This is a genomic window from Nocardia sp. NPDC127526 (assembly GCF_042672265.1).
GTDB lineage: Bacteria > Actinomycetota > Actinomycetes > Mycobacteriales > Mycobacteriaceae > Nocardia.
Genome location: NZ_JBHXVO010000052.1, coordinates 1 through 26,366 on the forward strand (window position 1 = coordinate 1; position 26,366 = coordinate 26,366).

27 protein-coding genes and 1 pseudogene are annotated in these 26,366 nt (G+C 69.1%); 15 read left to right on the plus strand and 13 right to left on the minus strand.

The genetic code is table 11. From position 1 onward, the window contains the following. Window positions 1–121: 121 nt before the first annotated feature. On the minus strand, window positions 122–1,111 hold the full coding sequence (locus ACFVIV_RS38195) for a glycosyltransferase family 9 protein (protein WP_379205073.1): 990 nt from the start codon (window positions 1,109–1,111) through the stop codon (window positions 122–124). A 436-nt stretch (window positions 1,112–1,547) separates the two neighbouring features. Here ACFVIV_RS38195 and ACFVIV_RS38200 point away from each other — a divergent pair, with 436 nt between their 5' ends. Further along, entirely contained in the window at window positions 1,548–1,898 is a 351-nt protein-coding gene (locus tag ACFVIV_RS38200; RefSeq protein WP_379205075.1) for a hypothetical protein, read from the plus strand. Here the strand turns inward: ACFVIV_RS38200 and ACFVIV_RS38205 are convergent. Beyond that, complete coding sequence (locus ACFVIV_RS38205; protein ID WP_379205077.1) at window positions 1,876–2,580, minus strand: SGNH/GDSL hydrolase family protein; 705 nt, start codon at window positions 2,578–2,580, stop codon at window positions 1,876–1,878. The genes ACFVIV_RS38200 and ACFVIV_RS38205 overlap by 23 nt on opposite strands. Further along, on the minus strand, window positions 2,577–4,016 hold the full coding sequence (locus ACFVIV_RS38210) for an MFS transporter (protein WP_379205079.1): 1,440 nt from the start codon (window positions 4,014–4,016) through the stop codon (window positions 2,577–2,579). The genes ACFVIV_RS38205 and ACFVIV_RS38210 overlap by 4 nt, the downstream gene beginning before the upstream one ends. Window positions 4,017–4,148: 132 nt before the next feature. Between ACFVIV_RS38210 and ACFVIV_RS38215 the strand changes: the two genes are divergently transcribed. Beyond that, the gene (locus ACFVIV_RS38215) at window positions 4,149–4,766 is read left to right on the plus strand and encodes a TetR/AcrR family transcriptional regulator (protein ID WP_379205121.1); all 618 of its coding nucleotides are present in this window, start codon (window positions 4,149–4,151) and stop codon (window positions 4,764–4,766) included. A gap of 84 nt (window positions 4,767–4,850) precedes the next feature. On the opposite strand, the gene ACFVIV_RS38220 is transcribed toward ACFVIV_RS38215, so the two are convergent. The 4 genes from ACFVIV_RS38220 to ACFVIV_RS38235 form a co-directional block, all read right to left on the minus strand. Continuing rightward, window positions 4,851–5,183 carry a YnfA family protein gene (locus ACFVIV_RS38220; protein WP_379205080.1) on the minus strand — a complete coding sequence of 111 codons (333 nt, stop codon included), beginning with the start codon at window positions 5,181–5,183 and terminating at the stop codon, window positions 4,851–4,853. A 55-nt stretch (window positions 5,184–5,238) separates the two neighbouring features. Then, complete coding sequence (locus ACFVIV_RS38225) at window positions 5,239–6,474, minus strand: Dyp-type peroxidase (protein ID WP_379205082.1); 1,236 nt, start codon at window positions 6,472–6,474, stop codon at window positions 5,239–5,241. Then, window positions 6,467–7,030 carry a copper chaperone PCu(A)C gene (locus ACFVIV_RS38230; protein ID WP_379205084.1) on the minus strand — a complete coding sequence of 188 codons (564 nt, stop codon included), beginning with the start codon at window positions 7,028–7,030 and terminating at the stop codon, window positions 6,467–6,469. The genes ACFVIV_RS38225 and ACFVIV_RS38230 overlap by 8 nt, the downstream gene beginning before the upstream one ends. Window positions 7,031–7,121: 91 nt before the next feature. After that, complete coding sequence (locus ACFVIV_RS38235) at window positions 7,122–7,673, minus strand: hypothetical protein (RefSeq protein ID WP_379205086.1); 552 nt, start codon at window positions 7,671–7,673, stop codon at window positions 7,122–7,124. A gap of 166 nt (window positions 7,674–7,839) precedes the next feature. Between ACFVIV_RS38235 and ligA the strand changes: the two genes are divergently transcribed. Together ligA and ACFVIV_RS38245 are read left to right on the plus strand one after the other, a co-directional pair. Beyond that, entirely contained in the window at window positions 7,840–9,831 is a 1,992-nt protein-coding gene (gene ligA / locus ACFVIV_RS38240; protein WP_379205088.1) for an NAD-dependent DNA ligase LigA, read from the plus strand. A gap of 61 nt (window positions 9,832–9,892) precedes the next feature. Beyond that, a complete protein-coding gene (locus ACFVIV_RS38245) occupies window positions 9,893–10,714 on the plus strand; it encodes a crotonase/enoyl-CoA hydratase family protein (protein ID WP_379205090.1) in 822 nt (273 codons plus the stop codon). Window positions 10,715–10,725: 11 nt separating this feature from the next. Here ACFVIV_RS38245 and ACFVIV_RS38250 read toward each other — a convergent pair whose 3' ends face one another. The 4 genes from ACFVIV_RS38250 to ACFVIV_RS38265 all read right to left on the minus strand — a co-directional run bounded on the left by ACFVIV_RS38250 (window position 10,726) and on the right by ACFVIV_RS38265 (window position 12,723). Continuing rightward, window positions 10,726–11,169: a hypothetical protein gene (locus ACFVIV_RS38250; RefSeq protein ID WP_379205092.1), complete on the minus strand. Its 444-nt coding sequence runs from the start codon at window positions 11,167–11,169 to the stop codon at window positions 10,726–10,728. 59 nt (window positions 11,170–11,228) lie between these two features. After that, window positions 11,229–11,477 carry a hypothetical protein gene (locus ACFVIV_RS38255; RefSeq protein WP_379205094.1) on the minus strand — a complete coding sequence of 83 codons (249 nt, stop codon included), beginning with the start codon at window positions 11,475–11,477 and terminating at the stop codon, window positions 11,229–11,231. Window positions 11,478–11,709: 232 nt separating this feature from the next. Continuing rightward, complete coding sequence (locus tag ACFVIV_RS38260) at window positions 11,710–11,931, minus strand: DUF2283 domain-containing protein (RefSeq protein ID WP_379205095.1); 222 nt, start codon at window positions 11,929–11,931, stop codon at window positions 11,710–11,712. A gap of 108 nt (window positions 11,932–12,039) precedes the next feature. After that, on the minus strand, window positions 12,040–12,723 hold the full coding sequence (locus tag ACFVIV_RS38265; protein WP_379205097.1) for a GAP family protein: 684 nt from the start codon (window positions 12,721–12,723) through the stop codon (window positions 12,040–12,042). Window positions 12,724–12,856: 133 nt separating this feature from the next. Here ACFVIV_RS38265 and ACFVIV_RS38270 point away from each other — a divergent pair, with 133 nt between their 5' ends. From ACFVIV_RS38270 to ACFVIV_RS38280, 3 genes are all read left to right on the plus strand, one after another. Next, window positions 12,857–13,546 (plus strand): response regulator, encoded by a 690-nt coding sequence (locus ACFVIV_RS38270; RefSeq protein WP_379205099.1) that lies wholly within the window; start codon window positions 12,857–12,859, stop codon window positions 13,544–13,546. A 143-nt stretch (window positions 13,547–13,689) separates the two neighbouring features. Next, complete coding sequence (locus ACFVIV_RS38275) at window positions 13,690–14,619, plus strand: ATP-binding protein (RefSeq protein WP_379205123.1); 930 nt, start codon at window positions 13,690–13,692, stop codon at window positions 14,617–14,619. Window positions 14,620–14,692: 73 nt separating this feature from the next. Continuing rightward, entirely contained in the window at window positions 14,693–17,101 is a 2,409-nt protein-coding gene (locus ACFVIV_RS38280; RefSeq protein ID WP_379205101.1) for a DUF4153 domain-containing protein, read from the plus strand. Between the two features lie 53 nt (window positions 17,102–17,154). Here the strand turns inward: ACFVIV_RS38280 and ACFVIV_RS38285 are convergent, their stop codons facing one another. Continuing rightward, window positions 17,155–18,120 carry a TIGR03619 family F420-dependent LLM class oxidoreductase gene (locus tag ACFVIV_RS38285; RefSeq protein ID WP_379205103.1) on the minus strand — a complete coding sequence of 322 codons (966 nt, stop codon included), beginning with the start codon at window positions 18,118–18,120 and terminating at the stop codon, window positions 17,155–17,157. A gap of 9 nt (window positions 18,121–18,129) precedes the next feature. Between ACFVIV_RS38285 and ACFVIV_RS38290 the strand changes: the two genes are divergently transcribed. Then, window positions 18,130–18,687: a sugar O-acetyltransferase gene (locus tag ACFVIV_RS38290; protein ID WP_379205105.1), complete on the plus strand. Its 558-nt coding sequence runs from the start codon at window positions 18,130–18,132 to the stop codon at window positions 18,685–18,687. A gap of 168 nt (window positions 18,688–18,855) precedes the next feature. Next, entirely contained in the window at window positions 18,856–20,814 is a 1,959-nt protein-coding gene (locus ACFVIV_RS38295; RefSeq protein WP_379205107.1) for a CocE/NonD family hydrolase, read from the plus strand. Here the strand turns inward: ACFVIV_RS38295 and ACFVIV_RS38300 are convergent. After that, complete coding sequence (locus tag ACFVIV_RS38300; protein WP_379205109.1) at window positions 20,806–21,579, minus strand: NAD(P)-binding domain-containing protein; 774 nt, start codon at window positions 21,577–21,579, stop codon at window positions 20,806–20,808. The genes ACFVIV_RS38295 and ACFVIV_RS38300 overlap by 9 nt on opposite strands. A gap of 169 nt (window positions 21,580–21,748) precedes the next feature. On the opposite strand from ACFVIV_RS38300, the pseudogene ACFVIV_RS38305 reads away from it, so the two are divergent. The 6 genes and pseudogenes from ACFVIV_RS38305 to ACFVIV_RS38330 all read left to right on the plus strand — a co-directional run. Further along, window positions 21,749–22,087: pseudogene (locus ACFVIV_RS38305) on the plus strand (NAD(P)H-binding protein); the annotation flags it as partial. 154 nt (window positions 22,088–22,241) lie between these two features. Next, the gene (locus ACFVIV_RS38310; protein WP_379205111.1) at window positions 22,242–22,616 is read left to right on the plus strand and encodes a hypothetical protein; all 375 of its coding nucleotides are present in this window, start codon (window positions 22,242–22,244) and stop codon (window positions 22,614–22,616) included. Window positions 22,617–22,676: 60 nt separating this feature from the next. Next, entirely contained in the window at window positions 22,677–23,468 is a 792-nt protein-coding gene (locus ACFVIV_RS38315; RefSeq protein WP_379205113.1) for a helix-turn-helix domain-containing protein, read from the plus strand. A 45-nt stretch (window positions 23,469–23,513) separates the two neighbouring features. Continuing rightward, a complete protein-coding gene (locus ACFVIV_RS38320) occupies window positions 23,514–24,371 on the plus strand; it encodes a fructosamine kinase family protein (RefSeq protein ID WP_379205115.1) in 858 nt (285 codons plus the stop codon). A gap of 116 nt (window positions 24,372–24,487) precedes the next feature. Then, the gene (locus ACFVIV_RS38325) at window positions 24,488–24,889 is read left to right on the plus strand and encodes an NUDIX domain-containing protein (RefSeq protein ID WP_379205117.1); all 402 of its coding nucleotides are present in this window, start codon (window positions 24,488–24,490) and stop codon (window positions 24,887–24,889) included. A 167-nt stretch (window positions 24,890–25,056) separates the two neighbouring features. Next, entirely contained in the window at window positions 25,057–26,178 is a 1,122-nt protein-coding gene (locus ACFVIV_RS38330) for an NAD(P)H-dependent flavin oxidoreductase (protein ID WP_379205119.1), read from the plus strand. Window positions 26,179–26,366: the final 188 nt, after the last annotated feature.

The window sequence follows — 26,366 nt, forward strand, 5'->3', positions numbered from 1 at the left end:
GCACCCCTTAACTGGGGGCCCGGGGGCGGAGCCCCTTGTGGGGGTGCGGGGGCTAGCCCCTGCGGGGTGCGGGGTGTCCCCGCCGGGGGTGTGGGGGTGCCCCCCACAAATCAAACACAGCTCAACCGACGCGGCGATAGGCTTGCTGGGAGCGCCGATCCAATCCGGTGCCCGGCCACGGCCGTTTGCGCAGCTGCTTGTCCACCGCGTTGACGACCTCGGGCACACCGATTTTCAGCAGTCCCGGATCGGGCGCGGCGGCATCGGGATCCCCGGTCTGTCCCGCCCACAGCACCGCATGCCGTCCCAGCAGATGCGGCGGCGGCCCGCTGCGGCTGGGCGGCGTCGGCCCGAACAGCAGCACGGTGCGGGTCCCGAACGCCGTAGCCAGATGCGCGACCCCGGTGTCGCCGGACACCACCAGCGCGGCCTCGGCGACCGTCGCGGCCAACTCGATGAGATTCTGCTGCCCCGCCAGCACCCGATTCGGCGAGAGCCCGGCCCGCGCGGCCACCCCGAGCGCGATATCGCGCTCGTTCTCGTCCCCGGTCAGCACCACTTCCCGCCCCAGCACCAGCAGATGCCGCACCACCGCGGCGAACCGATCCGGCGGCCAGCGTCGCGCCGGCGCCCCCGCGCCGATGTGCACGACCACGCAATCGCGGTGACTGGTGGTGGCGACCGGCGGCACCAGCCCGAGATTGCGGCGATCCGCGGTCATCCCGTCGGTCTCCAGCAGATGGCACCAGCGGTCCACATCGTGCATATCCGCCTCCCACTCCGGCCCGGCCAGCTCTGGGAAGGCGGGATTGCGATAGGTGAGAATGCGCTCGGGCCGCGTCTTGACCAGCTCCACGATCCCTTCGGCCCCACCGCTGTGCAGATTGACCGCGAGCGCGGGCGGCGTTCCGTCCCAGCGCATTCCGACCGGATCGGAGGTCGGCACCATCTCGTCCACGGAGGCGATCAGGTCCACGATGGGTTTCAACCGATGCGGCGCGGCGAGCGCAATGTGGTCCTCGGGTCGCGCCCTACGCAGCGCACGCAGGGCGGGGACCGCGGTGAGCAGATCACCCAGTCCACGTGCTCGTAGCACGAGTACAACCGCCACCTGAGATCTCCTAGCCGGTCACACTGCCCACAACGGGACGACCCTCCAAACGAACAATGGAGGGCCACTGGAGGGGGACTACCCGATGCCGACGCCGACGAAACACGTTCACGCCTGGTCGCGACGGTTCGATCTCGCCGCCGCCCGGCGAGTGGACTCAGCCGCCGCCCGTCGGCCCGGGATGCGCGCCCAGCCGTCTGCCGGTCTGGGGGTGCGTGAACCAGCCGTGCGCCTGCCCGGGCGTGAGTCGACCCGGACGCGGGCCCGACCCGGCGTGGCCCGAACTGGGCGTGGGCCGGGCTGGGCGTGGGCCCTACTGGGCATGCCCGCCATCTCACGGGGGTTCGGGGGGCGAAGCCCCCTGAGAGCCCCGAGAGTTGGGAAACTTGTACTACCGGATGTCGTAATCCGGGGTTGATCAACTACGGTATGGCGCATGGACTTCGTCTACAACCTGATGGTCGTGGCGCATTTGCTCGGTATGGCGGCGGTGGTCGGCGGGTACGCCGCTTCCCAGCCGCGGGTGTCGGAACTGATGGTGTGGGGCGCGCGGGCCCAGCTGATCACCGGCATCGTCCTGGTGGGGATGGCCGAGTCGATCGACTCGCTCGGCAAGGACCCGAACATGACGAAGATCGTCGTGAAGCTCGTTGTGTCCGTGGCTGTTGCGGCCTTCGCGGAGATGGGGCGCGCCGATGCCAAGCGCGGTAAGGCGGTGCCGTGGATGACCCACGCCGCCGGCGGCCTGGCCATCGTCAACGTCTTCATCGCCACGCTGTGGAGCTGACCGCGGCGTAGGACTTCGCCATCTCGGCGGCGACCACCGCCTGACCGGCCATGGTCAGGTGAATGCGGTCGGCGCTGAGCCAGTCCGGCCGCAATCGGGCCGGATGGGACCAGAATTCGGTGAGGATGGCGTCGTGGCGGGCGGCCACGCGGCGCACGCTCTCGGTGAAGCTCGCGAACAGCGGGCGCAGCGGCCGCAGTGCGCCGGTGAACGAGTCGGCCAGGGTGAACAGCGACAGCCGCGCGCCGGTTGCGGCGACGGCCAGGCACAGTTCGTCGAGGTCGCGTTCGACCAGGGCCACATCGGCGTTCTTGCGGAACAGGTCATTGCCGCCGCAGCTGACGTGCACCAGATCCGGCTGGAAATCGACCAGCCCCGGGAACTGTTCGGCGGCCACCTCCGGGATGGTCGCACCGATGCGCCCGGTATTGAGGTACGCCGTTTCCGAATGGGCGGCGGTCAGCCAGCGCGCCAGGCGATGCCCCCACGGAATGGGTTCGTAGCCGGTCACCGGGTCGCCGACGCCCGCCGCGGTGGAGTCGCCGATGATGGCGAAGCGCCGCCACGGGACCAGCGCCAGCAGCGCCTGTCCGTCCGAATCCGGCAGGCACATCGGATCATCGGCCTCGGTGCGCACCTCGGGATCGGTGATCACCTCGGTGTGGATGTTGTTGCGGGTCATGCGTTTACCTCCTCGGTACGAACGGGCAGGGCCGCGAGCACGGCGGCCGCGACCGCGATGGCGGCGCAGACGGCGAACAGGGTGTGGAAGGCGGCGAGCCCGTCCTCCGGATTCGCCGCGAACACGGCGGCCAGGATGGCCACGCCGAGCGCGCCGCCGGACTGGCGGGCGGTGAGGTTCATGCCGATGCCGGCGGCGAACTGCCGCGGCGGCAGCGAGCGCGCGGCCATGGTGGCCAGCACGGTGATGAGCAGCCCGATCCCGCCGCCACCCAGGATTCCGGCGGGCACCCACGCCGACCAGAACGCCGGGGTCGCATTCCAGGCATCGGTGCTCATAGAGAACGCGGACGCCGCGAACAGCAGTGCGCCCACGACGGCGAGCGGGCGGTTCCACTGTTCGGGCGCTCGCCCGGCGAGCACGGCCGTCACCATGGCCGCGATGGCGCCGACCGTCATGGCTCCCGCCGACGTGAGTACGGAGTAATGCCAGACGGCGTCGAGCCAGATCGGCCCGGCCAGCAGCCACGCGAACATGGTCGCGCCGAAGACGAAAGCGACCGCATTGACCAGCGCGTAGCGGCGATGCCGCCACAATCCGACCGCAATGGCCGGGCGCGGATGCCGCCGCGACCGCCACAGGGCCAGGGCCAGCAGCGCGAGTCCGCCGAGACCGCACGCGAGCGTGCGCCACGACCCCCAATCCCATTGCTGGCCTTGGGTGACCGCGGCGACGACGGCCCCGATACCGAGTCCGGTGGCGAGAGTCCCGACCGGGTCGGGCAATCCGTCACCGTGACGCACGTCCTCGGCGGTGAGGCTCCAGGCGACCGCGATGAGCGCGGCGGCCACGGGCACGTTCACCACGAAAACCGAACGCCACCCGAACCATTCGACCAGCGCCCCACCGGCGGCCGGTCCCACGGTGGCGGCGAATCCACCGGCGGCGGTCCACGCGGCCATGGCCACGCCGATGCGTTCGGCGGGCGTCACGCTGAGCACCACGCCCAGGCCCGCGGGAATCAGGAACGCCGCGGTCGCGCCCTGCGCGAAGCGTCCCGCAATGAGCCATTCGGCGCCCGGCGCGAGCCCGCACAGCAGCGAGGTGAGCGCGAATCCGGCCAGGGCGTAAAGGAATACGCGCGCCCGGCCCAGCGCATCGGCCAGTTGCCCGGCCGGGGTGAGGAAGGCGGCGAAGGCGACGGCATACCCGCTGACCACCCAGGTGAGGCCGGTCGCGGAGGTTTCCGGGAAATCGCGAGTGATCGCCGGGAAGGCGATATTGACGACGGAGAGATCGAGAAAGGCGACGAACGCCGCGCCGCAGGCGACCAGGAGCGCGCGGCGTGCAGTGCGGTCCGGTGGAGTCGGGGGCGGGGGAGCGGCGGGCGGGAGGTCGGCGGATGCGGCATGCTGCCGCGGCGTCAACTCGGTCATGGAACGACTTTCGAGGGAAGGAGCTGCGAGGCGAGGTCAAACTGTACGTACGATCGTTCGTTTTGTTGAAAAGTACGACCGATCGTGCTTTTTTGCAAGAGCTGGTGCCAGAATGGAGAAGTGCCCGAGCCCATGCCCACCGCCGAAGAGCAGATATCCGATCAGCGCCTGCTCAAAGGCGCCCGCGCCCGCGCCGCCATCGCCCGCCACGCCGCCGACGTGGCCTCCGCCGAGGGCCTCACCGGCCTGAGCCTGGGCCGCCTCGCCACCGACCTGGGCGTGAGCAAGAGCGGGGTGGCGACCCTGTTCGGCACCAAGGAAAAACTCCAGCTGGCCGCCATCGAATCCGCCCGCGAGGTCTTCATCCAGCACGTCATCGTCCCCGCCCTGAGCCGGGACAAGGGCATGCCCCGCCTGCGCGCCCTCATCGACAACTGGTTCGCCTACATCGCCGAGCCGGTCCTGCCCGGCGGCTGCTTCCGCGTCCAGAGCGCCACCGAATTCGACTCCCGCCCCGGCCCCGTCCGCGACGCCCTGGCCGCCGACCGCGCCGACTGGTTCGCCTTACTGGAGAAGGAAATCCGCCGCGCCCAGGATCAGGGCCACCTCACCGGCCACGACGCGCACGCCCTGGCCTTCCAGCTCGACGCCATCGTCGCCGCCGCCAATACCGCCGCCCAGATGGGCGAGGACTCCGCCCTCACCACCGCTCGCGGCATCGTCGACGCGCTGATCGGGGCGAATGCGTAATCGGTTCGCGGAGTGCAAGTTTGCATCGCGCGCGGGTGTGCAGTTTGCGTGCGATGCATGAATGCACGCTGTTCACAGGTGGTTTCACGTGGATCGGGGCGCGTACATGATGAGTGCCACACCGGCCAGGCAGATGAGGGCGCCGAGGATGTCCCAGCGGTCGGGACGGAAGCCGTCGAGGGCCATGCCCCAGACCAGGGAGCCGGCGACGAAGACGCCGCCGTAGGCGGCGAGGATGCGGCCGAAGTTGGCGTCGGGCTGCAGGGTGGCGACGAAGCCGTAGAGGCCCAGGGCGATGACGCCCGCGCCGATCCAGGCCCAGCCGCGGTGCTCGCGCACGCCCTGCCACACCAGCCAGGCGCCGCCGATCTCGGCGACGGCGGCCAGGGCGAAGAGCAGGATCGAGCGCAGCACCATGATCAACAATCTAGGACCCGGCCGGGCCGCCCTCATGCGCGACCCGGCCGGAATCTCAGCTGCCGTAGGAACCGGCCTCGAACAGCTGCTGACCCAGGTAGCCGCCCGGCGCGGGGACGCCGGGCGGAATGGCGTACACGGCCGAACCGACCGGTACCGTCCACTGGTTCAGTGCGTCGAATTCATTGAGCCGCACCTGAACCGGCAGATACTGCGCATCGATATCGCGCTGGAACGAGGCGAACAGCAGACCCGAATTCGACACCTGGCCCGGCGGCGGCGGATCGTCGTAGTTGTAGCCGCGACGCAGGAAGCGCTCACCATCGTGCTGGTGGTGGGCGCGCGCGATATGCGACGACGGCGGGATGACCGGGATGCCGTACTTGTCGACGGCGGTGAAGTCCGGGTCGTCGAACTCCTTTTCCCCGCCCAGCGGCGCGCCGTTGTCGACGCGGCGGCCCACGGTGATGGCGCGGGCATCGGCGTCGAGTTCGTCCCAGGTGTCGAGGATCATCTCGATGCGCCGCAACACCATGGAGGTGCCGCCCGCCATCCACGGCCGGTAGGAGCCGTCGTCCCACACCAGGCGATCGAAATCGATTGTGCCCGGGGCGATATTGACGGTCCCGTCCACCGAGCCCATGAGATTGCGCATGGTCTGCCCCTGGGAGGCATTGCGGAATCCTTGCTGCACCCACTTCACGGTGACCAGCGATTTCACGTGCTTGGACAGCACGCGCACCGCATGCGAGACGGTGGTCGCCTCGTCGGCGCAGATCTGCAGCATGAGGTCGGTGCCGCCGTAGGCGGGATCGAGACGGTCGATCTTCTCGAAGGCGGGCAAGGCTTTCAGCCAATGCGGGCGCAGATTCGACAGCCCCGCTTTGGCGAACAACTCCGGCCCGAACCCCACGGTCACGGTGAGCCGGGCCGGGCGCGCGGCCAATTCCGGTTCGGTGTCGGCGAGCGCGGGCTTGCCCTGGGTGAGCCGCGCCGCGTCATCGGTCCAGATCTTGAGCACACCGATGACGTCCTCGCGATCAGCGCCCTCGACCAGGTCGTAGCCGACGAACGCCACGTGATCCTGCGGATCGGTCTCGACCCCGGCCTGATGGGTCCCGTAGAACGAGACGGTCTCCTGCGCCGGATCCCGATCGTGCTCGCGATGGGTGAGAGTGGCCGCACCCCAGCCGATTCCGGCCGCTCCGGCCGCGCCCGCCACGACGGCGCCGCCACCGAGCAGACGCCGCCGGGAGAAGCCCTTGGGATGCGGTGTATTCGGCTCAGCCACCGTGGGCGGCATTGTCGGCGCTGGGCTCGTAATTCTCCTTGCCACCGGCGAAGTCGCGCACCTGCGCGGTGACGGTGGTGGTGGAGCCATCGGAGAAGGTCAGCGTGATGGGCGTCTCCGCGCCGGTCCGCAGCGGCTCCTTCAGCTCCATGAACATGAGATGGTCGGCGCCCGGCTTCAGCGTGGCGGAGCCGTGCGCGGGAATGGTGAGCCCGCCCTCCTTGGGGCGCATGGTCTTATCGCCGGTGGCCGAGTCGGCGACGACCTCGTGGATCTCCACCCGCGCCGACACCGGGCTGGACGCGGCGACCAGCTGCACCGGCTTGTCGCTGGAATTCTTCAGCTCGCCGAAGGCGGCCGACATGCCGCTGTCGGCGGCCTTGATCCACTGATCGTTCATGCTCACGCTGTCGGCGGCCTTACCGGCGGAGCTGCTGGAACCGGAATCCGAGGAACACGCGACGGGGAACACGGCGACGGCCGCGAGAGCGGCGACGGCGCCGAGACGGCGAGCGGTGGTGGCCGTACGCAGGCGGCCGAGAACAGACTTGGACACGAATCACTCCGAATCGTCGAAATAGACAGGGAATTCGCTCCGGGCGCGCGGCGCTAGGCGGGTGTGTTCAGCACACGGAAGGCGCCGGCTGCTACGCCGGAGTGAGGTGAAGAAGAGGATTCGTGTTCCGAGGCGGTCCGCGGCGTCCGATGCCGGGGCTCACCAGTAGCCGCCGCGCCATGGCCCGCTCATCGGCGGCGAACGCGCGCCCGGGTCGTTCCGGCGGCACCGGCGCGAGCCCCAGCGCGACAATGAATCGCCGCAGGCTCGTGATCGCCCGCCGCACCCCGGCTTCGGCCGCCGAGATGAGCATCGCGCCCACCGGAATGGCCACCAGGTGCGCGGCCAGCATGAGCGGCGTCACCGAGTGGTGATGATGCGTCGGCGAAACCGACAGCGCGACGTGCCCGATGGCTTGTCCGACCGTCAGCATCCCCATGAGCGCGGCGACTCCGCCTCGTGGCCGCACCGATCCGACCACCACCCCGATCAGCGCACACGCCGCGACGAGCAACGCCATCGACGAGCCATCCGGCGTGGTCGTCCCGCCGCCGAGGGCATGCGCGAAAATCGCGACCGCCCCCGAAGCCGCGCCGACCCCAGCGCCGCGCAGGCGCGCGGTGTGATCGGTCGGTGAGGGCACCCGAATATGCTACGACCGCGCGTAGTCGGTACCGCGCTCAGGTGGTATGACCGGCGTCTCTGCTTCGAACCGCCGTGCTTGTTCAGCTCCGGGGCCGATCTCCGCATGGCAGACGAGGCCGTCAACCATCACGTCCATGTCGGTCGGTTTGGGTAGCGTCGGTGCCGTGGAAATTGGGGAACGTATCCAAGAGCTGGCGGACCGGATCGTGGCGTTGCGGGACGCCTACTACCAGGGCTCGCCGCTGGTCGCCGACGCCGAGTACGACGCCATCGAGGACGAGCTGCGCGGGTTGATCGCGGACCGTCCCGAGCTCGCGCCCGATCCGAATCCGCTGGAGCAGGTCGGCGCGCCCGCGGTGCTGCACGCGCCGATCCGGCATTCGCGGCCGATGCTGTCGCTGGAGAAGGCGACCAAGCCCGAGCAGGTCGAGGCCTTCTTCAACCGATTCCCCGGGCAGTCCGTGGTGGTGATGCCGAAGCTGGACGGGCTGTCGCTGGCGCTGGTCTTCGAGGACGGGCGATTCGTGCGGGCCGTGACCCGAGGCGATGGCACCACCGGTGACGACGTGACCATGCTGGTGCGGGCGCTGGTCGACGGCGTTCCCGAGCGGATCGATGTGCCGGGGCGGGTGGAGGTGCGCGGTGAGGCGGTGATGCTGCGGTCGACGTTCGCGGCGTACAACACCGCGCACCCGGACAAGCCGCTGATCAATCCGCGCAATGCGGCGGCGGGCACGCTGCGGGCCAAGGATCCGGCCACGGTGGCCGAGCGGCGCTTGCAGTTCTTCGGCTTCGACCTGGATGCCTCCGCGGGCGGCGCGGCGGTCGATCTGGAGGAGGGGCTGCTGGCGCTGGGCATCACCGGCGCGCAGATGCGGCATTGCTCCGACGCCGAGCAGGCGCAGGCCGCGATTTCCGCGATCGAGAACGGTCGCAACGACCTGGACTACGATCTCGACGGCGCGGTGCTGCGATTGGCCGACCGAGATGCCTACGCGGCGGCCGGAACTCGATCGAGCTCCCCGCGCGGCGCGCTGGCGTTCAAGTTCGCCGCCGAGGAGAAGACCACGCTGCTGCGCGAGGTCATCTGGGATGTCGGCAAGACGGGCAAGATCGTCCCGGTCGCCTGGCTGGAGCCGGTGTTCGTGGGTGGCACGACGGTCACCAAGGCCACACTGGCCAACCAGGAAGTGATCCGCGCCCGCGACATCAAGGTCGGTGACACGGTTTTGGTGCGCCGCGCCGGCGATGTGATCCCGTTCGTGGCGGGCGTGCTCGACGCCGCCAAGCGCACCGGCGAGGAACACGAGATCGTCCCGCCCACCGCCTGTCCCTCCTGCGGGCAGCCGGTCACCGAACAGGGCAACAGCCGGGAGTTGTTCTGCACCAACGTGTCCTGTCCCGCGCAGACGGTCCGCAGACTCATCCACTGGGCCTCGCGCGCGGCCGCGGACATCGACGCCATCGGCCCGGTATGGATCGAGCGCCTGGCCGAAGCGGGCATCCTCACGAACCCGTCGGACTTCTACACCCTGACCAAGGAGCGCCTGCTCGAATTCGACCGCGTCGGCGAGGTCTCGGCGCAGCGCATGATCGACTCGATCGATGCCAGCCGCTCCGTCGGCCTGCGCCGCGCCCTCATCGGCCTGGCCATCCCCATGGCCTCCGACGGCACCGCCGCCCGCCTGGCCCGAGCCGGCTTCGGCTCTCTCGAGGAGGTCGCCGACGCGGGCGAGGAACGCCTGGTCGCCGTCGACGACATCGGCGCGAAGGTCGCCGCCTCCCTGGTCACCCACCTGACCCGCCTGCGCCCGGAACTCGAGCGCCTGCGCGCGGCGGGCGTCTCCCTGGACGTGCGCGAGGAAGACCTGCCCCCGGTCGTCGCCGCCGGCGCGCCGCTGGAGGGCAAGACGGTGGTGATCACCGGTGCCATCAGCGATCCGCGTTCCGGCGAGAAGGTCGCCCGCCCGGCCTTCCAGCGCCTGTGTGAGCAGGCGGGCGCGACGGCGGCCTCCTCGGTCTCGGCGAATACCGACATGCTCATCACCGGCGCGGGAGTCGGCGACAGCAAGCTGACCAAGGCGGAGAAACTCGGCGTCGAGGTCGTCGACCAGGGCGAGATCTGGAAACTGCTGATCGCCGCCAACGTGGTCTAGGGCGGGGCGGTGTCGGCGTGGACCCATTGAAGTAGACCGATTGGTTTACTAGGCTCTGTTCATGACCACGCCGACCGTCCTCACCGAACGCAGCGGGCACATCCTGACGATCACCCTGAACCGTCCGGACAAGCTCAACGCCTTCGACTTCCCGATGCTGCGCGAACTGGCCGAGGCCTACACCGAACTCGCGAACGACAAGACCCTGCGCGTCGGCGTCCTGCGCGCCGAGGGCCGCTACTTCACCAGCGGCCTCGACCTCGCCGCCTTGGCCCCGAAGCTGCCGCAGGAGGTTCTCTCCCGGCTCAATCCTTTTCCCTTCGAGCTGGTCCGGGGCCTGGTGCCCAAGGGCGGAGTCGATCCCTGGGGCATCACCACCCCGCTGTGCCGCAAACCGATCGTGACCGCCGTCGAAGGCCGCTGCTTCACCCTCGGCATCGAACTCCTCCTGGCGGCGAGCATCAATGTCGCCGACACCTCGGCCACCTTCACCCAATACGAGGTCAGCCGCGGCCTGTTCCCCTTCGGCGGCGGCACCGTCCGCTGGCCGCTGGCCGTCGGCACCCACAATGCCAACCGCTGGACCCTCACCGGCGACGAGTTCCCCGCCGCCGAAGCCCACCGCATCGGCCTGGTCCAGGAACTCACCGAACCCGGTCAGGCCGTGCCCAAAGCCCACGAAATCGCCGAAACCATTGCCCGCCAAGCCCCTTTGGGCGTCGAAACCATCCTCCGCAACGGCCGCCTCGCCCAGGACAAGGGCGCCGCGAAGGCCATCGGCAAGATCCGCATGGAATTCGCCCGCATCCTGACGACCAAGGACCTCCGCCGCGGCTTCCAAGCCTTCAAGAACCGCGAACAAGCCCGCTTCGAGGGAAACTGACTGCTCAGGTTCTAGCGGTCGACTCTGCCGGTAAGGCCGCCGATCCGCGTATCGCGATTATCGGCGGAGATCACCGCGCAGAGGGTGCCACCGCTCGGCACCATCCAGTAGCCCAGATGGCTGTTCCTCGACAGGATTTCGCTCAGCTGCCGTTTGCAGAAGCCCCAGGCGTCGAGCCCCCCGGCGGGATCCCGCTCGATGGCGGAGTCGTCCGCTTCGAGGATCACTTCGCCGTAATGCGGTTCCGAGCACGGCTTCAGATGTACCGCTTCGTCGAATCGAGCGCTGTAGTCCCAGCAGTCGCCGGCCTGGAGGTATGTATGGTCCTTGGACCCGCCGTCGTAGTAGTACAGCACCACCGCGCCGACCATGAGCGCGACTGCGGCGACGAGTGTTACGACGGCGATGGTGAGGATTCGCATGGTTGTTCCGACGGCGGTGGTGAGGATTCGCATGGTCAATATCTCCAGTTGTCCTGTACGCCAACCGAAATGGTGTGCCTATCCATCCGAGCTCATTTCGGCGGGGTGGCGGGTCCGCTGACCGAAACGGTAGCCGACGGGGATTCCCGCGGCAGGGGCTTGGTCACCACGGGGAAACTCACGCGAGAGTTCCCGACCGGCGCGGGCGGCGGATGACCCGGAAACACAACAAGGCCGGCAACGACCAGCGAGACCGCTGCGAAAACGCCGGCGACCGGTCGAATGAAGTCCGGCCACAGCTCGCGCGCCGACCGCGCCACCGATCCGGATATATCAGGCATGTTCCGCTCCCTACCGCGCCGGAGCCTTCACCGATCAGTCGCCGGGCAGACAGCATCCGTTACAACCGGAGCGAAGTCCAACAGGCGTGAATCTCCATCACCAACAGCAAGTTTCGAGGAAGCCGACCTGACCGTAGAGAGTGCATTCGCGCACTATCGCGGCGCGTGTCTCCCGGCCCGATCCGGCCGTACAGGACCGTTCGTCCAGAGGGTTGTGCAATGCCGGCGCGGGTCACTCGTCTGGCAGCAAGTCTGGATCCAGTTTCGCCCTCGCACCGAGCACCTCGATACCGATAATGACACCCTCGGCGTTGAGATCGAGGTTGACCATGCCTCCGATCGCAATCGGATCGACCGGAACCATCTTGGTCACACCGCCGGGCGGAATCTCTTGCGTCAGGTAGATGTACGCGGCGTCGGCTACTGGGTCGTAGGTGACTCTGGGTGCGATCATGCTGACATCCTGTCAGCACTCTTCGTCCTACGTGCGCTCATGCCGCATCGCGTGCGCCTACCGGTGCCGCCGAACCTTCGGTGCGGAGATCAACAGCGGAGTGGTCGGCTAGAGGGACGAGTGATTCCGGAAGGCATCGATGATGAGTACGGTGCCGAAGAGCAGGAAGAGGGCGCGAACCGATAGGGGGCCGAAGCGGCGGAGTCCTCGGACGAGGGCGCGGTAGGAGCGTTGGGCGCGGGGGGAGGTGCGGGTTGCGGTGAATAGGACCAGGATTGGCGGCAGCAGGGCGATCAGGCAGTATGCGGCTACGATCAGTGGCCAGAGTGGGGGTCTTGGTTCTCGGACTGTGAGCATTGCCAGGGCTGCCAGGTAGGGGACTGCCGTGGGGGCCTGGCCGAGGCCGACGCCCGCTCCGATCAAGCCGAGCATCCAGGGTCGGCGGCGTGCTTCGACTGCCCAGGGTGGTGTTGCGCCTGTGGTGGCGACCGGTAGTCGAATGGCCCCGAGGATGACGAGGATTGCACCGACGACGAGTTCTCCCCAATAGCGAACAGTCGGCGTGATGTCGAAGGCGACGAGGTCGGTCAGGAAGCTCAGCCCGAGTACGGTGCAGATTCCGAAAGCGGTTGTGACAGTGAAGATTCCTGTAATGAAGGCCAATGCTCCCGGTACCGGGGAGCGACGGCTCAGGCGGCTGTCGACGACCACCGCGGCGGTGATCCCTATGTTCAGGACGTGGAGGGAATCGAGGAAGGCGAACCCTGCAAGTGCCAGTAATAAGGTCAACATGACCCTACCGACCATACGGTAGGTAACGATTCGGTCTGGCAGCACGGTGTGCCGGCCTGCTGTACGGGCGTCTCCACAAGATCTTCACAATCGATGCAACGCATCTCCACGCCGACCTCATAGGGTCACCTGCATGGAACACAGCCAGCAGCGCACCGGGCGACGGATTCTGGTGGTGGAGGATGAGCCCACCATTGCCGAATCCGTGGCCGCTCGGCTGCGTGCCGAGGGGTTCACCGTGGATCTCGCGCACAATGGGCCCGCGGCCGTGGCGGCGGCGGAGGATCTGGATCCGGATCTGGTGGTGCTCGATGTGATGCTGCCCGGATTCGACGGGCTCGAGGTGTGCCGGCGGATCCAGGCTCGGCGGTCGGTGCCGGTGCTCATGCTCACGGCGCGGACGGATGAGACCGATGTGCTGGTGGGGCTCGGGGTGGGGGCGGACGACTACCTGACCAAGCCGTTCTCCATGCGGGTGCTCACCGCTCGCGTGCACGCGTTGCTGCGGCGGGTCGAGCGGACGGCCGAGTCGGGAGCGACCCTGGTCGTGGGCGACCTACGCATCGATATCGATCAGCGGCGGGTGTGGCGGGCCGATGCCGAAACTCAGCTCACGCCATTGGAATTCGAGTTGCTCGTGCATCTGGCGCGGCGGCCGCGGACCGTGCTGGCCCGGGAACGACTGCTCAGCGAGGTGTGGGGGTGGGCCGACGCGTCGGGCACGCGCGCCGTCGATTCCCACGTCAAGGCCCTGCGCCGCAAGCTCGGCGCGGATCTGATCCGCACGGTGCACGGCGTCGGCTACGCCCTGGAGGCGCGATGACGCCGGAGCGGGGACGAGCGCCGAGCACGAGCGAAACGCTCCCGTTCAAGGTCCGCGTGCGCGCCGCCGCCGACAAGCTGTCGGCCTGGTTGCCGCGGCCGCTCGATCGGGTGCGGTCGATCAAGCTGAAGCTGGCCATCCTCATGGTGGGCTCCGGTGCCGCCGCGTTCGGATACTTCGGCTGGCGGATCGGGTGGCTGCCGCAGACCACCACCATCGGCGCCATGCTCATCGCGCTGGTGCTGTCGCAGATCCTCGCCCACGGCATGACATTGCCGCTGCGGCAGATGACCGCGGCCGCCAAACGCATGGCGCAGGGTGACTATTCGCATCGGGTGCTCGCCACCTCGCGCGACGAGGTCGGTCAGCTGGCCGAGGCCTTCAACCAGATGGCCGCCGACCTGGCCGCCGCCGACCAGCAGCGCCGCGACTTCATCGCGAACGTGTCCCACGAACTGCGCACTCCCATCACGGCATTGGGTGCGGTGCTGGAGAACCTCGTCGACGGCGTCGCCGAACCCGATCCGGCCACCCTGCGGACCGCGCTCGCCCAGACCGAGCGCCTCAGCCTGCTGGTCTCCGAACTCCTCGCGCTGTCGAGCATCGAAGCCGGTGCGGTGCGCCTGGACCTGGAAACCACTCCGCTGCAACCCCTGCTGAAGGAGGTCGTCGCCGAAGCCGAGGTCATGGCGGCCGCCGTCGACCGCCCCGTCCGCTTCACCACCCACCTCGCCACCCCCGGCCTCACCGTCCGCGCCGACAGCGCCCGCCTGCACCAGGTGCTGCTCAACCTCCTCGACAACGCCACCCGCCACGGCCCCGCCCACGGCGAGGTCCGCATCGAAGCCCACGCCCGCGGCGGTCATGTCGTCATCGAAGTCCAGGACGAGGGCCCCGGCATCCCGCCGGCCGAACGCGCCCGCGTCTTCGAACGCTTCACCCGCGGCCGCACCAGCAACGGCGGCACCGGTCTCGGCTTGGCCATCGCCCGCTGGATCGTCGAACTGCACGGCGGCACCATCGCCATCGCCGACCCGGGCTCCCGCATCCGGGTAACCCTCCCCACCTCCTGAAACGACATACCCACAACCACCTCTCGGCCCCATCCGGCCGCCGGGACGGTCCCGCACACGCAACGGAGAACCCATGCCCGACAACCCGACCCCCACCGATCCGGCCCCGACCCCCGCCGGTCCGGCCGATCCGGTCCCGGCCCCGCCGGCCCGCCCGAAGCGCAAACGCCCGCCGGTCCTGCCCATCCAGCGCATGACGCCCCGCGGCTCGGCAGACGCTCCGGCCGGACTCGTCGCAGCGGGGCAGCACAGCGGAACAGCCACGGACCCGGCGAATTCCGAAGCGGCGGCAGCGGTCTCGGAAACTGTGCTGGCGACCCGCACCGGCTCGGCGGTAGCGCCCACGCCCCTGGCACAGACGACCTCGGCTCCCGCTGCGGGTTCCACCACTGTCGCGGTAGCCGAGCCCGGCGGCGATCCGGTCGCGACCGCGAGAACGGCCGATACCGGCTCTGTCGCGCCACGCCAGGCGAACTCGCCGGCCGCGGCGCACGGCGGCAATGGCAACGTGTCCCAGGATCTGTTCGGCTTGGCGCCCTACCCGAGGGCGCCACTGCCACCGCGTGTCCCGCCGCGATCCATGCGCGTACCCCTGCCACGTGGCGCCTTGCTCGCCACCGCGCTCACGGGAATCGCCGCCGCCGTATTCATCCCGCTGGACCGCCCCGGCATCGGCTGGCTCCTGGCCGGTTCGGCGACAGCGGGCGCGGTGTACACGGTGGACCGTATGGCCCGACGCGCCACCCCGACCGACGCCACGGCGGATGGTTCCCCGGCCGAGGCCACGCCGGACAGCCTTCCGACTGCCACTACGCCGAGCGGTTCGCCGGTCGCTGTCGCATCGGCCGGCTCTCCGGCCGTGGCCGGCGTGGCTTCGACGAGCTCTGAAAATTCAAGTGGGAACCCCGGAACCGGCGGGGCCGGTCGGGCACCCCGAACCCGTGGAGTCGCGCAGGGCGCCGGTGCGGGCGGTGGTTCCACCGCAGCCGATCACGAGATCAGCGAGACTCCGGGTGCGCAGTCGGCCGCGGACGAGCAGTCCGGTGAAGGGCCGCAAGGCTTGTCGGCCCGGCCGAATGCTCAGGCTGAGCATGGCGAGGAAGCTGCGGCCGGCGAACGGTCGGCCCGGGGCGCCGGTATCGGCGCCGGCGTCGCCGCGTCGGCCGCGCGGAATTGCGGGGATCCCGGGTCACTCGGCGCGCTGCGCCGGTGGGCGCCGTTGTGGTGGTCCGCGATTGCGATGGGGCTCTTGGGTGTTGGGGCTGTGCGGGCGGCGGAGTGGTTGTTCGTGCTGTGTTTGCTCGGGGCGGCGGTGGCCGGGTCGCTGGCGGTGGTCAGGCGGTCGGTTTATGGGCTGGTGTTCGACATGTTGGCGGTGCCGGTGTCGGCGGTGATGTCGGTGCCGTGGCTGTATCGGGGTGTGCAGCGGGTGCGGGGGCGGCGGGTGTCGTCGGTGCAGCGGGTGGGGTGGTCGGTGGTGGCGACCCTGGGGGTGCTGGTGGTGTTCGTGCCGTTGCTGGCGGGGGCGGATGCGGTGTTCGCGCGGCTGGTCGAGAGTGTGATGCCGGAGTTCGAGGTGGACTCGGTGGTGCGGTGGGTGTTCGTGGGGATCGTGGCGGGGCTGGGGGCGGCGGGGGCGTTGTATTTGCTGGCGGGGCCGCCGCCGGCGGCGGGGGAGTCGGATTCGGTTGCGGGGCGGCTGGTTCGGAAGCGGTGGTCGCGCATCGAGTGGGGGTTGCCGATGGGGGCGTTGACGCTGGTGTTCGCGGTGTTCGTGGGGACGCAGCTGGCGGTGTTGTTCGGCGGGGCGGAGTATGTGCGGCGCAATGCGGATCTCACGGTGGCGGAGTACGCGCGCAGCGGATTCTGGCAGCTGTCGGTCGTCAGCATGCTGACCCTCGCGGTGATCGCGGTGGTGCAGACGTGGGCGGCGCAGCAGGAGGCGCGGGATCGGCTGTGGCTGCGGGTGGCGGTGGCGGCGGTGAGCGTGCTGACGCTGGTGATCGTGGCCTCGGCGCTGCATCGGATGTGGCTGTATCAGCAGTCGTTCGGGTTCACGGTGCTGCGGCTGCTGGTGGAGGTGTTCGAGGTGTGGATCGGGGTGGTGTATCTGCTGGTGCTGGCCAGTCTGGTGCGGTTGCGGCGGCATTGGGTGCCGCGGGCCGCGATCGGTGCGGGCGCGGCCACGCTGCTGGTGCTGGCGGTCGTGAATCCGGAACTGCTCATCGCCGACCGCAATATCGATCGCTGGCTGGCGGGCACCACCGTCGCGGTCGATCCGGGCGAGGAGCAGTACACCGGTAGCCGGGAGACCAAGCAGGACCTCGACATCGACTACCTGCGCGGGCTGTCCACCGATGTCCTGCCCGCCACCGACCGGCTGCCCGAACCGCAGCGCAGCGCGATCGAGAACGCCATCCGCCACGGCCTCGAGGACGACACCTGGCAGGGCTGGAACCGGTCGCGCTCGGCGGCCCGCTGAGCTCGTACCCACCTGGATCGCCGAGATGGTGCGCCGCAAGGGCGAGTAGCCGGTCAGCCGCGCAGCCGCGCCAGCAGCTCGAGTGCGGTCTCCAATGTCGCGTCGGCCGAGTCGGCGACATACATCAGATCGATGAAGTAGTCGTCGAATCCGGTGTCGGCGGCGACCTGTCCGATGGTGTCGGCGACCAGACCCATATCGGTGCCCGCCGCGACATTCACGCGCAGAATCGTGGAGATGGCCCGCGGATCCCGCCCCGCCGCCTCCGCCGCCTGATCGATCACGGCGCGCAGTTTCAGCAGCTGCTTGCCCCAGCTGGGCGGTCCGGGCACGGGCACGACCGGCAGCCACCCGTCACCGCGGCGGCCGATGCGCGCCAACCCCTCGGCGCTGAACGCGCCCAGGTGAATCGGCGGCCGCGGCCGCTGCACCGGCTTCAGCTCGCTGCGATGCTCGGGCACGGTCACGAACCGCCCCTGATACGAGGCCGGATCGGTGGTCCAGATGGCTTCCAGCGCATCGAGAGTCTCGTCCAGCCGCGCCCCGCGATGGGTGAAGGGCACCCCCGCCGCCTCGTATTCCTCCGGCGACCAGCCGATCCCGAATCCGGGCACCAGCCGCCCGTTACTGGCCACATCGAGGGTGGTCAGCGCCCGCGCCAGCGCGGCGGGCCGGTGCAGCGGCGCGATGAGCACATTGGTGCCCAGCCGGACTCGTTCGGTCACCGCGGCGGCGAGCCCGAGCACCAGGAACGGATCCAGCACGAGATTGAACTCGCCGGGAATGGTGTCCTTGCCCGCGTACCCGACCTTCGGATCGGTGGCCGCGATCAGCCGCTCACCCACCCAGAGGCTGTCCGCGCCCGCCTTTTCCAGCTCGATCGCCAAACGCGGGATCTGTGCGCCTTCGCGGGCCTGCGGACCGTGCTGGGGAAGAGAGAAGCCGATTTTCACGTCTTCCTGGATACCAGACGCCGGTAGCGCGGCCCGCCACGGCGGCCTGCCCATTGACGCAAGCATGATGGGATCGTGAGCGAACATAAAGACCGCATGCTGGCCGGCGAGCTCTACCGCGACAATGATCCCGACCTCGTCGCCGAGCGGCTGCGCTGCGGGCAATTGCTGGACGAGTTCAATGCGACCGGCGCGGGGGAGGACGCGCAACGCCGCACCATCCTGGAGGATCTGCTCGGCGGGATCGGGGCGGGCTCGTGGATCATGCCCCGCTTCCAATGCGATTACGGATACCTGATCCGCCTGGGCGACAACAGCTTCCTCAACTACGACGCCATTCTGATGGACTGCGCGCCCATCACCATCGGCAATGACGTCTCCATCGGCCCGCGCGCCCAGCTGCTGACCGCCCTGAACCCGATGGCGGATCACGAACTGCGCCGCCAGCGCTGGGAAACCGCCGCCCCCATCACGATTGGCGACAATGTGTGGATGGGCGGCGGAGTGATCGTCTGTCCCGGCGTGACGATCGGCGCGAACACCGTCGTCGGCGCGGGCAGCGTGGTCACCAAGGATCTGCCCGAAAAGGTATTCGCCGCAGGCAATCCCGCCCGCGTCATCCGGGCCCTGTGAATCTCGCGAAAGTCACTGTCCGGCAACAGTTCAACGACTGTCACGCTGCACAAACCCGGCGGCGGAATTCGAATCCGTTGCCATGGTGACAGGATGCCCGGCGGCCCGCTACCGTCTGAGACAACGCGCCCGCGTGGTGGCGGGCCGCATCGGCAAAGGAGCCGAATCATGGCGCATCCGCACGAGTTCTCGCCGACCTCGCCCGCCCCGCCCGCGCGCGGCGTTCCGCTGCCGCCGAATGCGCGGTTTCCGCTGCAACCGGTGCGATACCCGCGCATCCGCCTGCATCGCGGCATCGGAATCACGATGAGCGACGGCACGATTCTCTCCGCGGACATCACCCGCCCGGCCGACCGGCACGGCAATCCGGTCGCCGATCCGCTGCCTGCCGTCATAACCCTCACGCCGTACAACAAGACGCTGATGACGCGCGCCAACCCGCTCATCAACGTCGTCTCCGCGTTCGGGCCGCTCATCTATCGCGTGGTCCCGCCGTCCGCGCACGGCCGTGCCGGTGGCCGGGAAATGCTGCGTGCCCTCGGCGGCGGCGCTCTGGAATCGGTGCGCGCCAGCCGGACCCTGGTCTCCCGCGGCTACGTGCATGTCGCCGTCGACGTGCGCGGCACCGGAACCTCCACCGGCCGGATGGAAATCATGTCCGAGCGCGAACAGCGCGATCACCTCGAAGTCCTGGACTGGGTGCGCGCCCAGCCGTGGTGTGACGGCGACCTCGCCATGACCGGCATCTCCTACCTCGCCATTACCGCGCTGCAGACCGCCGGGCACCGCCCACCCGGGCTGAAAGCCGTCTTCGCGCTCGTCGGCTCCGAGGACCCCACCCGCGACATCATCCTCACCGGCGGCGTCCAATCCATGTTCACCCTCGGCTGGGTCGCCGGAGTCAACGGCATGAAATGGCTGCCGTCCATCCCCGGCTTGCTGAAATCCGGTGCCGCCCCGCGCTATCTGCGCGACCGCCTCGCCAGCCCCTTCACCCGCCTGTCCGATATCGCCGGCGCCATGGCCGACGACCAGCACCGCGAGCACTTCTACACCGACGACGCCCGCACCCGCCGCCCGAAGCTGGAGAACTTCACCGCCGCCACCTGGATCCACGCCGGCTGGCACGACGTCTTCGCCCGCTCCGCGCCCGCCCTGCACCAGCGCCTCCAACTCCCGCCCGGCGCAGCCCAACTCGTCGTCGAGGACGGCTACCACGTCGGCCCCGGCACCGGTTTCGGCAGCCCGGACCACCCGCAACGCCTCGATGAACTGCAGTGCGCGTTCTTCGACCGCTGGGTCAAGGGCATCGACAACGGCATCGACGCCTACGGACCGGTCACCGTGCGCCAGCTCGGCGGCGACTGGGTCAGCCGCGACGCCTACCCGCATCCCGCCGCCCAGGTGCACAGCTGGCAGCTGTCCGCCCACTCCAGCGGCACCGCCGCGCACGCCGCGGCCGACGGCTCCCTCGGCGGCGACCCGGACCGGTACACGCAGCGAATCCGCCTGCCCCGCAAGCGTCCCGCCATCGCCTCGCAGACCAGCAGCTGGATCCTCATGGGCCTGCCCACCCTGCTCGGCCGCGACTGGTCCATCGACGACCGCGCCCACGAAGCCGCCGCCGCGGCCTTCACAAGTCCGGCCCTCACCGGCGACCTGCTCATCTCCGGCCCGCTGAACCTGCACCTGCGCGTGGTCACCGGCGGCACCGACGCCTTCTGGGCCGTCACCGTCTGCGATGTGGCCCCCGACGGCGCCTCGACCGTCATCGCCCGCGGCGCTCTGCGTTCCACCCGCCGCGCCATCAGCGAAACCACCAGCCACTACCGCGACGGCGAACTGCTCAGCCCCGACCACCCGCTCACCGCCGAATCGATCCTGCCCGTCAAACCCGGTCTGCCGCATGATCTCGACATCGACCTCACCCCCACCGAAGCCGTCCTGCGCACCGGGCACCGCCTGCGCGTGGCCGTGGCCCGCACCAGCTGGCCCCGCTACTTCCTGACTCCCGCGGTCGCCCGCCACATGAGGGACCAGACCATCGTGCTCGACCCCCGCCACCCGAGCCACCTGACCTTCCTCGCCGCTCCGCTCGCCACGGAAATCGCGGAGGACTCAGCGTGACCGGTTCAGATCGGTGAGGAGACCATCGAGGGCCTCGCCCAGCGCCTCGGAATTGGCCGGGGTGAACCAGGTGGTGCGAATGCGCTCGTTGCTGCCCTTCGGGGTTTCGTGGTCGGCCGCGAGCTGGGGCAGCGAACGGGTCTCGTCGCCCAGGGACCGCCCGACACCCTGAAACAGGCTGCGCACATACCGATCCGCGTCCTCGGCGGCGACGCCGTGATCGGTGGCCCAGGACGCGAGCGTCGCGAGATACGAGTAGTGGGTGGTCAGCGTTCCCGTCAGCGCCGAGAACACATTGAAGGCCGCCTCGTCCGCGACCGGAACCACCCCGCCCAAGCTCTCGAAGAGCTCATCGATCACCGGGTGCGCGGGGTACGTCACCGTCACCGAACGACGTTCCCGGATGGCGGGCAGCGGGATGGCCCGCACCAGCGCGGCATCGGTGCCGAGGGCCGCGCGCAGATCGTCATTGGCGATGCCCGCCATCACATTCACCACGATCTTGTCCGCGTCCACCCGCAGCCCGGCGAGCGCCTCGTGCCGGTCGTCGCGCCGCACCGCGATTATCACCACATCCGAACTGTCCACAACGGCTTGATTGTCGGCGCACACCCGCACACCCCGATACCGCTCGGACAACTCCGCAGCCGTACGGGCGCCACGCGGGGAGAGAAATACCTCGGCCGACTCGTCGCCCCCGTTCCGCAGCCCCGCGACGAGGGCCCGGCCGATCTCGCCGACCCCGATGATGCCGATGCGCTTCACTACCCGTTCCTCCATATGCTCGCCGATCGCGTATCCACAGCAGTGTGACCGTGATACCCGACCGCGGCCACACGCGCACCGCGGCGCGGGAGAGAGGACCGGCCGCACCACACGCCGCCTATCCGTGAAACCTCCACTGCCGCAATATGCCGCGCCGTACCGTTGAACAATGGAGCCGGTCCTCGTCACCGGTGCCGCCGGGGGACGACAAGGATCGACCGGCCGGCACCTCACCGCACAACTACTCGGCCGCGGCATCCCCGTCCGCGCCCTCGTTCACACCGATGACGGACGCGCCACCGTGCTGCGCGCGCTCGGCGCCAAGGTCGTCATCGGCGATCTCCGTGATATCGCCGTCGCCCGCACTGCCCTCGCGGGGACCCGTGCCGCCTACTTCACCTATCCCGTCATCGACGGACTGCTCGATGCCGCAGGCGCATTCGCCGTCGCCGCTCGCGAAGCCGGTCTGCGACGCGTGGTCGCCGTCTCCCAGCTCGCCGCCGGGCCGCATGCCCTCACCCCGCGCATGCGCCAGCACTGGGTGGCCGAGCAGATCCTCGACTGGGCCGGTATCGGTGCGGTCCACCTGCGCGCCGCCGTCTTCCACGAGAATCTCGCCCGCATCGCCGACACCGGGACGGGCAATACCCTCACCCTCCCCCATGGGACCGGCCGCTACCGAACTTCCGCTCGTCGCCGCCGCCGATGTCGCCCGCGTCGCCGCCGGCCTGCTCGCCGACCCCACCCTCGACACCGATCCGATCCTGCTGCTCACCGGCGATGTGCAGACCATCGGCGCGGCGGCCCGTACCCTCGGCCGCACCTACCACGACACCAGCCCCGACGCGTGGCACCGCTGGGCCCTCGAGTTCTACGGCAGCGGCCACGCCGCCGACCACCTCACCAAACTCTGGGAGATATTCCGCGTACTCGGCGAAGGCACCGGCCGCTACCAAATCACCCCCGCCATCGAGAAATACGGCGGTCACCCGCCGATTTCCCTCGCCGAGTTCACCACCCACCGCCCCGGCCACTGACCGCCGGGCTTTACCTCGCGAGTAATGGTTGCGCCGCCGCTCGATTCGTACGATCTAGGAATGCGCACACAGACGGCAGGCGACCTACTCCGGCATTGGCGAGTGACCCGGCGCCTCAGCCAGCTCGAACTGGCCGGTCGCGCCGAAACTTCCACCCGCCACCTGAGCTTCATCGAAACCGGGCGGGCCACACCGAGCCGCCAGATGATCCTGCACTTGTCCGACGAGCTCGACATCCCGCTGCGCGAACGCAACAAGATGCTGCTCGCCGCCGGTTACGCACCCGTCTACACCGAACCAGCCCTCGACACCCCGGCAATGGAACCCGTGCGCAACGCCATTCGACAGATCCTCACCGGCCACGAACCCCATCCGGCCCTCGCCGTCGACGCCGGCTGGAACATGGTCGATGCCAATGCCGGAATCGCCCTGTTCCTGGAGGGAGTCGATCCGCAGTTGCTCGCGCCGCCGGTCAATGCCCTGCGCCTGAGCCTGCACCCGGACGGGCTCGCGGGCCGCATCACCAATCTCCCGGAATGGCGCGGCCACCTCTTCGAACGCCTGCAACGCCAGATCGACGTCAGCGGCGCACCCGAATTGATCGAACTGCTCGCCGAATTGCGCGGCTACCCCGGTGGTGAGGATTCGCCCGGCCTGCCCGAACCCGATCAGGCCGTCGTCCCGCTCCGCCTCCGCCTCGACGGTCACGAGCTCGCCTTCATCAGCGTGACCACCGTTTTCGGCACACCCATGAACGTCACCGTCGCCGAACTCGCCATCGAAGCCTTCTTCCCGGCCGACGCCACCACCGCCGCGCTGCTGCGTGAGCGCATCGCCATCCAAACCGACTGATACGCAGTCCGTAACATCGGGCGAAGTGCGCGAGAATAAGCCGCTATGAGCGGCACGCAGCGCCTGACTCGCCTGACGGGCACCCACGCCGGCCCCCTGCACCCCATCGGGCGCAGTCACGGCTGGACCCTCAACCGCGCGGAACTGGCCGACGGGCGTTCGGTATTCGTCAAAGCCCTGCTCGAACCGCGAACGCCGGCGCCCGGCATCTTCCCCGCGGAAGCGGCCGGGCTGCGGTGGCTCGGCGAAGCCGTGCCCACACTGGTTCCCGAAGTGCTGGCCGTCGACGACACCATGCTCGTCCTACCCTGGCTATCTCCGGAAACCGCGACACCCGCCGCCGCCCGCCGGTTCGGCCGCGACCTGGCGACCCTGCACGCCGCGGCCCCGACCGCCTACGGCGCACCCTGGCCCGGCTTCATAGCCACACTGCCCCTGGACAATTCACCGACGGCGGGGGAGTGGGGCCCGTGGTACGCCGCGCACCGCCTCGCGCCGTACCTTCCTGCCGCCGCAACTCACTTGGGCCATACCGGAACTCGGCTGATCGAAGAGGTCATCGCCCGCATCGGCGATCTCGCCGGGCCATCCGAACCGCCCAGTCGCATTCACGGCGACCTCTGGTCGGGCAATATTCTCTGGACCGCCGACCGCGCGGTTCTCATTGATCCGGCGGCGCACGGCGGACATCGCGAAACCGATCTGGCCATGCTCGCCTTGTTCGGCGCACCCCACCTGGACGCGATCCTGTCCTCGTATCAGGAGCACACATCATTGAGTCCTGGCTGGCGCCGGCGCATTCCGCTGCATCAGCTTCATCCGCTGCTGGTCCATGTCGTCCTCTTCGGTGACTCGTATCGAGCCATGACTCTCGAGGCGGCCAGGGCAGCGCTCGCGGCGTAGTCCGAATTCCTCCGGCTTTCGCGGGCGACCATGGTCTGGCATATCAACATGGTCATATGCGCATCTAGGCATGTATGGTTGCATGTGTCGCGGCGCGCGGCGGATAAAGTGCCAGGATGCGGACGGAGCAGCGGTTGATCGACACTGTGGCCTGGGTGCGGATCGAGAGCGGGCGGATTCTGTGTGCCCGGCCGGCGGGGAAGGACGTCTTCTATATCCCGGGTGGGAAGCGGGAGGGGAGCGAGACCGATCTCGAGACGCTGGTGCGCGAGATCGAGGAAGAGCTGACGGTCGCGCTGGTCGAGGCGAGCGTCGCGCATGTCGGCACCTATGAGGCGGTGGTGCCGGAGGCCGTGGTGCGAATGGCCTGCTACACCGCGGATTACGCCGGGACGATCGCGGTGAGCAGCGAGATCGAGGAGATCGCCTGGTTCACCTACGCCGATCGGCCGCACGTACCGCCGGTGGATCAGCTGCTGTTCGACGATCTGGTGACGGACGGCCTGCTCGCCCGGTAGCGCGAATCCCCAGCGTGCGGGCTATTTGTTAACGCTAGTAACTAGAACGGGTTGCCCCGCGCGATCAAAGGCTGGCGTCGATAGTCTGGTTTGAATGTAGAACATGTTCTAACGTGGTGAGCACAACGTTTCCAGTGCCGGGAATTAGTTAGAGGAGCCCACCACATATGCGTACCGAGATCTGCGACCGCCTCGGCATCGATGTCCCCATCTTCGCCTTCACCCACTGCCGCGATGTGGCGGCCGCGGTCAGCAATGCCGGCGGGCTGGGCGTGCTCGGCGCGGTCGGGTTCACCGCCGAACAGCTCGAGGTCGAGCTGGCCTGGCTCGATGAGCACGTGCACGGCGTGTACGGCGTGGACCTGGTCATTCCCTCGAAGTACGAGGGCAAGGGCGTCGACGGCCTGAGCCCGGAGGAGCTGGAAGCCAAACTGGCCGAACTGGTTCCACAGGGGCACCGCGATTTCGCGGAGAAGCTGCTCAATGATCACGGCGTGCCGCACCTGCCGCCGGAGGAGCACCACAACCAGCTGCTGGGCTGGACCGCCACCACGGTCGCCCCGCAGATCGAGGTGATCCTGAAGCACCCCAAGGCCAAACTGGTCGCCAATGCCCTGGGCACCCCGCCGGATGACGTGATCAAGCAGATCCAGGACTCCGGTCGCCTGATCGGCGCGCTGTGCGGTTCGGTCAAGCATGCGCTCAACCACAAGCGCGCCGGGCTCGACTTCGTCGTCATGCAGGGCACCGAGGGCGGCGGCCACTGCGGCGAGGTCTCGTCGCTGGTGTTGTGGCCGCAGGTGATCGACGCCATCGGCGATATGCCCGCGCTCGCGGCCGGCGGTATCGGCAACGGCCGCCAGGTCGCCGCGGCCATGGCCATGGGTGCGGCCGGCGCCTGGACCGGATCCCTCTGGCTGACGGTGGAAGAGGCGAATGTGCCCCCCGCCCAGATGCAGACCTACATCGACGCCACCAGTCACGACACGGTTCGTTCGCGTTCCTGGACCGGCAAGCCCTGCCGCATGCTCAAGAACGACTGGACCGACGCCTGGGAAGCCGAGGGCACCCCGGACCCGCTGCCCATGCCCTTGCAGATGATGGTCGCCCTCGACGGCGTCAAGCGCGGCCACCGTTACCCGGAGGCCGCCAAGGACGTCAACTTCAACCCGGTCGGCCAGGTCGTGGGCATGATGAACAAGGTCGAGCGCTCCACCGAGGTCGTGCAGCGCCTCATTGCCGAGTACCTGGAAGCCTGCGAGCGGCTGAACAAGCTCAACGAGGCCTGATGGCTCGCCCGGGATCGTCACGCCGAATCCTTCACTTGCGTGACGATCCCGGGCTCACCTCGTCATTCCGGCGTGGGGTTTGGCGGGCTAAAGACCCCTGCGCTCCGGAAGAGGCCCAAAGCACCCCGGTGGGACAGGACGGTGCGCCGCGCGCAGAAGGAAGAAACCCCCGGCGGGCCGCCCGCGCG